Source organism: Bifidobacterium sp. LH_417 (assembly GCF_056357035.1).
Map to the genome: position 1 here is coordinate 98,513 of NZ_JBKEVI010000009.1, position 8,681 is coordinate 107,193.

Below are 8,681 nucleotides of genomic sequence, written 5' to 3' on the forward strand. Positions count from 1 at the left end.
TACAATGGAACAATGCGTGCATTGAGTGAGGATGGGGAGCGGCGGGCGACGGCATCGACGCCGTTGCTCGCCGCGTTGGTCTTTCTGGTGGCGTTGAACCTGCGGCCGGCGATCGTCGCGGTCGGACCGGTATTGACCCGCATCGGCAACGATTTGGGCTGGGGTGAGACCGTGCTCGGCATGCTCGGCGCGATGCCGTTGTGGATGTTCGCGGCGTTCAGCCCACTGGTGCGGTTCGCCACGGCGAGAATCGGCGCGGATACGACGATCCTCGCGGCGTTGCTGACGATTACAGCCGGCGATCTCGTTCGTTCGTTCGGCGGCCCGGCCGGAATCTGGGTGGGCACCGTGGCCATCGGAGCCGGCATCGCCGCGGGCAACGTGCTCGTGCCGGTGATCGCCAAACGCGACTACGCCGGTCATATCGCCGTGGCGACTGGCGTGTATTCGGCGTGCATCACATCGGGATCCGCGGTCGCGGGACTCACGTCCGCCTCGCTGGCGGATGCCCTGGGTGGTTGGCGTGGATCGCTCGCCGTGTGGGCGGTGCCGCCGGTCGTCGTCGCCGGCCTGTGGTCGGTCCGCGTGCTGCACGGCCGCAGGACGTCTGATTCCGGCTGCGGGGTCGGGGTGCGGGGGAGCGTCGCACGGCGCGCTGCCGCCGCGACTGAGGATGCCGCCGCGACCGGGGATGCCGCCGCGACTGAGGATGCCGCCGCGACCGCAGCGCCTGACGTGACCTCGCGTCCCCCGTTGTGGCGCCGCCCGATGACCTGGTGGGTCACGCTGTTCATGGGATTGCAGTCCGCCGCGTTCTACACGATGTCGAACTGGCTGCCGTCCGTCGCCGTCTCCGCCGGATTCACGGACTCGCAGGCCGGCGTGCAGCTGTTCGTCTTCCAATCGCTCGGCATTCTCTCCGGTCTGCTGATCCCCGCACTGATGCATGTGCGCGGCGACCAGGTGTGTGCGGCGCTCGCCGCCAGCCTGCCGATGGTGGTCGCCGGATTCGTCTGGATGCTGATGCCGGCGTGGTCGCCCGCGTGGAGCGTGATCGGCGGCATCGGCCAAGGTGCGTCGCTGGTCGTTGCGCTCACGCTGATCTCCCTGCGTGGGCGTTCGTCGGCCGAGACGGTCGCCTTGTCCGGTATGGCCCAGTCACTCGGCTATCTCATCGCATCCGTTGGTCCGTTCGCCTTCGGTGCGCTGATCGAGACGACCGGCTCGTGGACCGTGCCGTTCATGTTGTTCACCGCGCTCGCCGTGGGCCAATGCGTGGTGGCGTGCGTTGCGGGGCGCGTGGGATAGGGGATGCAAGACGGCGGCGGAATGAAAGCGGAATGAAAGCGGAATGGCCGTGGGATGGCCGTAGGAAAGTTCAGCCACTGTTCACGTCGTGCCGTGCCGTCGCGGCACTCCCGATGCGATGATGGGGAAGCATGGGGCATGTACGGCGGGCGGCGTTCGGTGAAGGGGACGGTGCCGAAAGCGGGTTCGGCGGTGGCGATGGATTCGGTCGCGGCGAAGCGTGGGGCGATGATGGACTTGTCGATGGTCCGGTGACGGTCGCCGACCGTGCGGCGGCACGTCGTATCCGCATCCGGGCGCTGTCTTGGACATCCGTGTTTCTCGTGCTGTTGGGTGGCGCGGTCGCGGCTGGTGTGCGTGGTGGTGCCGCTGACGCGTCGTCATCGATGGTTGCGGCATGGGCAGGGCGCGCCTATCCGTGGCTTGCCGGCGGCGCGTTCGTCGTCGGCGTGGCCGCACTGACGTATCTGATCGGATGGCATCGGGCTTCCGCCGTAATCCGCGATGCGACGGCCGGCGACCGTGTGGCCGTCGCGTATCTGCGCCGCGGACCGCAACTGGGCACAATCGACTGGTGGTGGACCCAGCCGCCGATTCGGCCGTCATCGGAACGGCGTCGCATATTGGCGATGGGCGTGCTCGTGTTCGCCGTGGCGGTTCTGCTGATCGTGTCCGACGTGGTGATGGTCGCGGCCGGCGTGTTCGTGCGCATCGGTGGGGGCGGGTTTCCTGTCGCCATCGCATTGGCGTGCGTCCCGCTGGGCGTTGTGGGCGTGTGGTGCGTGATGTTCCACCATGGTCCGACCGAACCGCGTATCCGCATGTTGCGTCGCATGCAGTGGGCGCTGCTCGCATACGGGCTGCTGGGGCTGATCGCCGTGGGCGTTCTGTCGCGCGACATCGCCGCAGGGGCGGTGTATGCCGCGGTGGTCGCGTTCGCACTGGATACGTCGCGCGCGGTTCGTTCAATCGCGCCGCTTGCCTTACCGGGCGGTGTCATCGTGCCGACGACACGCGATGCCATCGACGCGGACATCGCGCGCCGGGCGCGCGACGAAGCGCAGATTCCCTCCGAAGGATGGGGATTGGATATGGTCAGGGTAAAGCGCGAGCGACGCCTGATGGTGCGTTATGCGTTGGTATCCCTTGGGTTTCTGCTGGTGATCGCCGTCGCCGTCGTGATGAAGACGGCGCTGGGATAGTGGTGCGACACGCCGAGGGTTGCGTGAACCGCAGATGTCGGTAATATATCTACTCGTGCTTGCACAGCGCAAGTGCGAAACGGCCGCGTAGCTCAGTTGGTTAGAGCGCCGCCCTGTCACGGCGGAGGTCGCCGGTTCAAGTCCGGTCGTGGTCGCCAGTAAAGCCCCGTCATTGACGGGGCTTTCGTGTTTTTGCGGCGAGATGCCATCGGACCCCCTCGCCAGAGGGGGCCGATGGGGATGATCAGCGCAGGGCGAGGTTTGCCGCGCCGATGAGGCCGGCATCCTGGCCGGCGGTGGCGGCGACGATTTCCGCGTGGGCGCGGTAGGCACTGCCTTCGAGGAAACGCGCGTAGTTGTAGCGGGCCGGTTCGAGCAGGATGTCGCCGACGGCCACCACGCCGCCGCCGATCACGAAGATGTCCGGGTCGAGCACGGCGGAGACGGCGGCCATCGTGCGGCCGAGCCATTCGCCGATCTTGCCGAACGCGTACAGGCCGAGCTCATCGCCCTCCTGCGCCGCCTGGGAGACCATCGGGCCTTCCAGCTTGGTGATGTCGCCGCCGCACAGCTCCATCAGGCGCTTGCCGTCCTGCGGGCGGCGGCGCACGGCGGACTTGGCGAAGTTCTCGAGCGACGTGCCGGAGGTGTAGCGCTCGGCGCAGCCGCGCAGACCGCAACCGCAGTGGTCGCCGTCCGGGACCATCGGCAGATGGCCGAGTTCGGCGGCCATGCCGAAGGAACCGCGGTACAGTTCGCCGTTGATGACGATCGCGCCGCCCAGGCCGGTGCCGACGGTGAGCGCCACCATGTTGCGGTGCCCCTGGCCGGCGCCGTGCACGTACTCGCCCCAGCCGGCGCAGTTCGCGTCGTTCTCGACGATGACCGGCACGGCGTGGTCGATGAGTTCGCCCACGTGCTCGGACAGGTTGTAGTCGATCCATGCGGGGATGTTCGCGGCGAAGGTCAGGGTCTTGCGGTCCGCGGCCACGTTGCCGGCGGCGGAGATGCCAATCGCCTGGATGTCGGTGTGGCCGGCGGCGACGGCCTCGCGGTAAATCTCGGCGATATGCTGGTTGATGGCGTCGGCATCCATCGGCGTGGGCACACGCCAACGCTGGATGATGCTATCGTTTTCATCGCAGACGGCACCCGCGATCTTCGTTCCTCCGATGTCGATGGCCAGCGTGGTCATGTGCTCTCCTTTGATTGGTGTACGAACGTTGTAGACACTGGAAAGCATAACGTTTACGGCTGACGTAGTGGTGGCGTGCGGAGCACGGATTGCGCATGTTGAGACACGTTCTGTCGCTTTGTGCGATTGAGAGCGTTCACATTGAATATTGTGTTACATGGAAATTTTGACAACGGTTGCATATGAGGGAGGTTGAATTTTTCGCATGGAGGTCGCCGATGAGTGAAGTAGTCTCACCGCGACACGGGAGGCCACAAGGGCATTCGCGGGGAATTGCGTGCCGAGTACATGTCGAATTGCTCATGGGAGACCGTCGGCTCATTCCTTTGGTTCCGAAGAGACTGCTTTGGTAACTGCTGCAGGGGATAGGAGGCGAATGCGTATCGGGAACCGCGGAATGCGGCCGGTTCCGCGGTCTTGAACTGGGGAGGATTCGATTTGGTTCCCAAAGGAATGCTTTAGGAACCAAAGGAATGATCCCTCATGCGGTATCGCATGATTGCCGTCGCCACCATGGATAGAAACTCTTGGAGATTGGCCTGTGTGGCGAAGGTCCTCCGGGTGGCCACGAACGGCTCATACCCCAGTGCGCGCAGGCGATTGCGCTTTTCCAAATCTCCCTCCCACCGATCCAAGGTGTAGTGGTAGCGGCCGTCGTACTCCACCACCACGTGATCCTCCGGGAACGCCAGATCGACCTTCAGTATCCCGGTGCCTCTCAGCATGTCGGGAATCGGATAGTTGACTTGCGGCTCCGGCAGCCCGTAGTCGTTGCATTCGAGACGGAGTATGGTTTCCTGCGGCGAATCCGTACCCGGGCGGCTGAGTGCGACCGCGGCCCGGCAGAGGCGTGCTCCGGTGAACCGTCCGCAGCCGTCGACGAAGTCCACTAATTCCTGATGGGTGCAGGCACGTAGGTCGGGATTGGCGCAGGTCAGCCAATCCATGGCGATGACCAGACTGCGCAGATCGGTGTACTGGGCCATCTGGCATATGGCCTGCTGAGGGGTCACTCCGGCCACCAGTTCGTCCGCATGCATGATCTCGCTGCTGTGACTCCAATGGTGGAATCGGAGCCCCGGTGTTCTTCGCAGGTCCTTCATGTCATGCACGGTGACGTGGATGGCGTCGTCATCGTAGGCGGGAGAGGTGTTCATGGTGGCGGCCATACCGACCAGTTGCAATAGTGTGCCATGACTGATAAGCGGCTGCGGGTTCCTGCCGGAGGTGCGCCGGTTGCGCCGCCGGCAGGCGTCGAGCAGCGCGGCGCGGCATTCCGCATGGCGACGTGCGGCCAGTTCCCGTGCCTCGTTCAACGTGTAGAACGTGTTGTATCCGAAGGTCTCCATGGCATGAGCGTAGAAGGTTTCCGGAGAGTTCGTGCGTCCCCTGCCGATTTGGTGGGGAACTGTGGAGGAACCGGTGGATAATCTCCAGATTCGTGGATCGGATTCGTGGATTCGCCGTCAGCGTGATTGACGTCGATGCCGGAGCAATTGGCGTTTGCCGGCGTCACGGACGCTTCGGACGTTCCAGATGCCGGCGTGCCAGGTCGAAGGTGTAGATGACGAGCGCGAGCCAGATCACCGAGAATGAGACGAACCGGTGGGCGGGCACGTGTTCGCCGAGCACGACGATGCCGAGGATGAGCTGGATGGTCGGTGTGATGTATTGGGTGAAACTCAACGTGAGGAACGCCGCGTGGCGCACGCCATATGAGGTGAGAACCAGCGGTATCGCGGTGAGCAGCCCGCAGCCGGCGAGCAGCGCCCACACCCACCACGTCTCGCCGTCGGGCACACCGAACCGGGGTTGCGCGGCGAGCGCCGCGAAGGCGAACGGTGCGAGCACGCCCGTCTCGAACGTCAATGATTGGAACGGGTCGAGCGGGATGAAGCGTTTGATCAGGCAGTATCCCGAGTAGCTGAACGTCATCAGCAGGGCGAGGCCGGGGAACGCGCCGGTGTCGAGCACGTAGAGCGCTCCGCCGACGAGTGCGACCGCCATGGAGACGATGCCGAGCCGCGTGGTGCGTTCGTGCAGGATGACCAATGCGAGCGCCATGTTGATGAGTGGCATGAGGAAGTTCGCGGCGCTCGCCTCGGAGGTACGTCCTACGGCGACGAGCCGGATGTACACGACCCAGTCGATGGTGACGAGCACTGCCGCCGCCACCTCCATCCAGAAGACGCGGGGGCGTCGCCACATGGCGTGCACCGCCTGGACGAATCCGTGCCAGCGGCGCGTGACGACCATGAACAGCGTCATGACGATGGCGGCGGTGACGATGCGATAGAGCATTACGTTCATCGAGGGAACGGTCGCGAGCGCCGCCCAATACAGGGGGAACATGCCGTAGACGAACGCCTGCGCGAGGGTTGCGGCGACGCCGCGCGGCGTCTGGATGACGCCCCGGCTTCCGTTCGTGGCGTCGTTCATGTTCGTCATGTCCCGGTGTCCCTTCGTGTTGTGCAAATGGTTGGGATGCGTCTGGTCCGGATGGGATTCTACCGTGTTCTCTGCCGTGTTCTGCGGCATTCTGTCGTGTTCTGCCGTGTTCTGCCGCATTCCGTCGTGTTCTGCCACGTTGGAGACCTTGGTGGGTGGGCTTCCGCCGTTCGGCTGCCTGTCGGTTCTTGGTCGGTTCTCCTTTTCTGGCTTCTCTCCGACTTTCCCGATCTCTCCTTGATCTTCCCCGATTCTTCCTCGACCTTCCCAATCGATCTTTCCTTGACTTTCCCCGATTTTTCCCCGATTTTCCATCGCTGATGGTGGATAACCCGATGCCCGTCCACCGGGTTATCCACCATCATCCCCGGCTGCGCGGAAGGATTTGCGTGGGCTTGCGACGCCCCTTATCGTTGGGCGCACGAGGAGGGCGACGGTGCTCTCCACGGGGACCCGATGAAGGGGGATATCATGACGATGAACGATGTGATGACGGTCGACGAGCTCGATCGCGACGATACCGGGGTGGCGACGTTGCCGACGGACCGGGTGGTCGCCATGTTCCGTGAAGGCGATGTGGTGACGTACGGGGATGCGCGACGGGAGTTCTTCATTCAGGTGAACCTCAATCCGTTCCGCACGCGCTCGCGGGCGTTTCACGATCATCTGGAGGAGGCGTTCGCGCAGTGGTTCGCGTTCGATTATCATCTCGATGTTTCCGGCTTGACCCCATATGCGGTGGCGGCCGCATACGAGCGTGAGGATCGCGATGGCGTGGGGGAGCGCGAGTACCGTGATCTGTGCGAGACTTCGGCGTCGAATTTCGCCTCGTGGTTCTGGGTGCGTCGCGCGTGCGCCGCCGAGGGGATGCTCGTGGTCGAGGATCTGGCGCGTGGCGGCATTTTCGAGGTGAGGAATCGTGCGGCGGCGGCTCGGTTCGATGGGGCATGCGGCGGCTCGGTCATCGGTCGGCTGGCCGAGGTGCGGGGCGTGTGGCGCATGCCGTGGCCGACGTTGTATGAGGCGCATACGCCGTGCGATGACACGTTCCGCGTGCATGTGGCGGCTTCCCTGCATGAGTGGGAGCCGGGGTACGCGGATTACGCGCGACTGCTGTACGGGCGCGATCGCAGACTCAAGGTCGATTGGGAGGATGTGGCGCGGGAAGGGGCGCCGCATCCCGGCCTATGACCGTTGGTCGGGCGTCGGCCGGACGTCGTGGTCCGGCCGCGTATGACGCACAAGGCCGTGAACCGGGCGATGCCCGTGTTCACGGCCTTTCGGTGTTGTCTGTGCGGACGCCCCGTTGCGTCGCGCCGACGTTGCGATATGGAGGATGATCGAGCGTCCGGTTGCGCTCCGGTATCCGGCCGATCAGTACTTGTTGGCGCCTTCGCCGATGAAGTTCACCTTGAAACCGTGCTGGTAGTGGAGGAACATGCTGGCACCGTAGCGGTCGACGGGGCGGTGGGTGAACAGCATGCGGATCGCGAACGCGACCTGCACGTCCTCCGGCAGGGCGAGGAACGCCCGGTGGGCGTCCCAGTAGGGTTCGCGCACGATGGCGGCGTCCGGCACGTAGGCGTAGCCGTAGCCGTCCTCGTTCACGTAGCCCATGAACGGCAGGTCCCAGGCGTTGTAGCGGGTGAGCTTGGCCTTGTACTCCTCGACCTCGGCCAGTGCCGCGTCGCTGATGCCGAACGACTTGGCGACCTTGTTGGCTTCGGCGGTCTTCTCCTCCGGGGTCTTGTCGAACATGTCGAAGTTGACGGTGATTTCCTTGGGGTTTTCTGCCATGACTATTCCCTTCCGGCAGTTGAAGTGAACATGAATAATGTTCGCTTCAGCAGTACTATGTTGTTTTGTTTTGGGTGGTGATTACGTGGACTGTGTGGATACTGTGGTGGGTATCTGCGATACAGATTAGCACGTTGTGAGCGTTCAACATATTGGAAATCAACGATTTTCAATCGAGTTCACGTGGGCGTTACTTTATTGGGCGGTATTGTGCGGCTTCTTGGTTTGATGTGAAGTTAAGTATGCAATCGCACATTAATAATGGTAGATGTGATGTAAAAGCGAACAGTTTTGTTTGCCGTGGGGGAGGTGTCGGCGTGTCGCGTATGACCGGCGCGTGCAGTCCTTGCCGCCGGTACAATCGTGAAGGTTGCCCCCGTAGCTCAGTCGGTTAGAGCAGCACCCTTATAAGGTGTTTGTCCTGGGTTCAAGTCCCAGCGGGGGCACTTCGTGCCGCAATCCTCTGGCTCACTGTCGTTCGCCTTCGCCTAAAAACGCCTCTGCCGTTTTCTTCACGGCTCAGCCCGCGGGGGCACTTCGTGCCACAATCCTCTGGCTCACTGTCGTTCGCCTTCGCCTAACAACGCCTCTGCCGTGTTCTGGCTCTTTATGTGGCGCTATTGCTGTTTTCGTGGGTGTCGGTTCGTCGTTGAGCCAGTTCGTCGTTGAGCCGTTGATTCCGTAAGCGTAAGGGGCGTTCCCGCGTATTCTGTTTTCCGACCAAAGAAATG

At 63.5% G+C, this 8,681-nt stretch carries 7 protein-coding genes and 2 tRNA genes; 5 read left to right on the top strand and 4 right to left on the bottom strand.

Annotation, left to right across the window (positions count from 1 at the left end):
* Positions 1-12: 12 nt before the first annotated feature.
* The 3 genes from AC1AYR_RS07030 (at position 13) to AC1AYR_RS07040 (ending at position 2,668) form a co-directional block, all read left to right on the top strand.
* On the top strand, positions 13-1,308 hold the full coding sequence (locus AC1AYR_RS07030) for an MFS transporter (protein ID WP_476512084.1): 1,296 nt from the start codon (positions 13-15) through the stop codon (positions 1,306-1,308).
* Between the two features lie 251 nt (positions 1,309-1,559).
* Positions 1,560-2,510: a hypothetical protein gene (locus tag AC1AYR_RS07035; RefSeq protein WP_476512085.1), complete on the top strand. Its 951-nt coding sequence runs from the start codon at positions 1,560-1,562 to the stop codon at positions 2,508-2,510.
* A gap of 81 nt (positions 2,511-2,591) precedes the next feature.
* Positions 2,592-2,668: transfer RNA gene (locus tag AC1AYR_RS07040), tRNA-Asp, on the top strand.
* Positions 2,669-2,754: 86 nt separating this feature from the next.
* Here AC1AYR_RS07040 and AC1AYR_RS07045 read toward each other — a convergent pair.
* The 3 genes from AC1AYR_RS07045 to AC1AYR_RS07055 all read right to left on the bottom strand — a co-directional run bounded on the left by AC1AYR_RS07045 (position 2,755) and on the right by AC1AYR_RS07055 (position 6,153).
* A complete protein-coding gene (locus AC1AYR_RS07045) occupies positions 2,755-3,705 on the bottom strand; it encodes an ROK family glucokinase (RefSeq protein WP_476512086.1) in 951 nt (316 codons plus the stop codon).
* 458 nt (positions 3,706-4,163) lie between these two features.
* On the bottom strand, positions 4,164-5,054 hold the full coding sequence (locus tag AC1AYR_RS07050; RefSeq protein ID WP_476512087.1) for a hypothetical protein: 891 nt from the start codon (positions 5,052-5,054) through the stop codon (positions 4,164-4,166).
* Positions 5,055-5,217: 163 nt separating this feature from the next.
* On the bottom strand, positions 5,218-6,153 hold the full coding sequence (locus tag AC1AYR_RS07055; RefSeq protein ID WP_476512088.1) for an EamA family transporter: 936 nt from the start codon (positions 6,151-6,153) through the stop codon (positions 5,218-5,220).
* 471 nt (positions 6,154-6,624) lie between these two features.
* Here AC1AYR_RS07055 and AC1AYR_RS07060 point away from each other — a divergent pair, with 471 nt between their 5' ends.
* Positions 6,625-7,344, top strand: a complete 720-nt coding sequence (locus tag AC1AYR_RS07060; RefSeq protein ID WP_476512089.1) for a hypothetical protein — start codon at positions 6,625-6,627, stop codon at positions 7,342-7,344.
* A gap of 183 nt (positions 7,345-7,527) precedes the next feature.
* Here AC1AYR_RS07060 and AC1AYR_RS07065 read toward each other — a convergent pair whose 3' ends face one another.
* Positions 7,528-7,950 (bottom strand): glycerophosphodiester phosphodiesterase, encoded by a 423-nt coding sequence (locus AC1AYR_RS07065; RefSeq protein WP_476512090.1) that lies wholly within the window; start codon positions 7,948-7,950, stop codon positions 7,528-7,530.
* A 372-nt stretch (positions 7,951-8,322) separates the two neighbouring features.
* Here AC1AYR_RS07065 and AC1AYR_RS07070 point away from each other — a divergent pair.
* A tRNA-Ile gene (locus AC1AYR_RS07070) sits at positions 8,323-8,396 on the top strand.
* Positions 8,397-8,681 lie beyond the last annotated feature (285 nt).

Bases quoted from the DNA above. Each gene is read 5' to 3' on its own strand.
- AC1AYR_RS07030 (WP_476512084.1), top strand. From the start codon at position 13: ATGCGTGCATTGAGTGAGGATGGGGAGCGGCGGGCGACGGCATCGACG.
- AC1AYR_RS07045 (WP_476512086.1), bottom strand. From the start codon at position 3,705: ATGACCACGCTGGCCATCGACATCGGAGGAACGAAGATCGCGGGTGCC.
- AC1AYR_RS07050 (WP_476512087.1), bottom strand. From the start codon at position 5,054: ATGGAGACCTTCGGATACAACACGTTCTACACGTTGAACGAGGCACGG.
- AC1AYR_RS07055 (WP_476512088.1), bottom strand. From the start codon at position 6,153: ATGACGAACATGAACGACGCCACGAACGGAAGCCGGGGCGTCATCCAG.
- AC1AYR_RS07060 (WP_476512089.1), top strand. From the start codon at position 6,625: ATGACGATGAACGATGTGATGACGGTCGACGAGCTCGATCGCGACGAT.
- AC1AYR_RS07065 (WP_476512090.1), bottom strand. From the start codon at position 7,950: ATGGCAGAAAACCCCAAGGAAATCACCGTCAACTTCGACATGTTCGAC.